The following is a 1,177-nucleotide window of genomic DNA, read 5'->3' as shown; positions in this document are numbered from 1 at the left end:
CGATAGTTGCTACAACACCAGCACCTACAGTACGGCCACCTTCACGGATAGCGAAACGAAGACCTTCGTCCATCGCGATTGGCGCGATTAGAGTTACTGTCATCTTAACGTTATCACCAGGCATTACCATTTCTACGCCTTCTGGTAACTGTACGTCACCTGTTACGTCAGTTGTACGGAAGTAAAACTGTGGACGGTAACCTTTGAAGAAAGGAGTATGACGACCACCTTCATCTTTAGAAAGTACGTATACTTCTGAAGTGAATGTAGTGTGAGGTTTGATTGAACCAGGCTTAGCTAGTACTTGACCACGTTCAACGTCTTCACGCTTAGTACCACGTAGAAGTGCACCAATGTTCTCACCAGCACGACCTTCGTCAAGAAGCTTACGGAACATTTCAACACCAGTACAAGTAGACTTAGTAGTCTCTTTGATACCAACGATTTCAACTTCGTCGTTCACGTTGATGATACCAGCTTCAACACGACCAGTTACTACTGTACCACGGCCTTGGATTGAGAAAACGTCTTCGATAGGCATGATGAATGGCTTATCGATGTCACGCTCTGGCTCTGGGATGTAAGAATCTAGTGCTTCTGCAAGCTCAACGATCTTGTCTTCCCACTGCTTTTCGCCTTCAAGTGCTTTAAGAGCAGAACCTTGAATTAGTGGTAAGTCATCACCTGGGAAGTCGTACTCAGAAAGAAGTTCACGAACTTCCATTTCTACTAGCTCAAGTAGCTCTTCGTCGTCAACCATGTCACATTTGTTCATGAATACAACGATGTAAGGTACGCCAACCTGACGAGAAAGTAGGATGTGCTCACGCGTTTGTGGCATAGGGCCGTCAGTCGCAGCTACTACTAAGATAGCGCCGTCCATTTGAGCAGCACCAGTGATCATGTTTTTAACATAATCGGCGTGTCCAGGACAATCTACGTGTGCGTAGTGACGAGTTGGTGTATCGTACTCAACGTGAGAAGTTGAGATTGTGATACCACGCTCGCGCTCTTCTGGAGCGTTATCGATTGATGCGAAATCTTTAGCAACACCGCCGTATACTTTTGCAAGTACGTTAGTGATTGCTGCAGTTAGTGTAGTTTTACCGTGGTCAACGTGGCCGATTGTACCAACGTTTACGTGCGGTTTTACGCGTTCAAACTTTTCTTTTGCCAT

At 45.8% G+C, this 1,177-nt stretch carries 1 protein-coding gene; it reads right to left on the bottom strand.

Annotated elements, in window-relative coordinates; translation table 11 throughout:
- On the bottom strand, nt 1-1,177 hold a 1,177-nt coding region (gene tuf, locus PAT01_RS19965; RefSeq protein WP_154946064.1), incomplete at its 3' end, for an elongation factor Tu.

This window comes from Pseudoalteromonas atlantica, from assembly GCA_007988745.1.
GTDB lineage: Bacteria > Pseudomonadota > Gammaproteobacteria > Enterobacterales > Alteromonadaceae > Pseudoalteromonas > Pseudoalteromonas atlantica.
The sequence above is the reverse complement of the archived record's forward strand: the minus strand, read 5'-3'. Positions and strand labels throughout refer to the sequence as shown.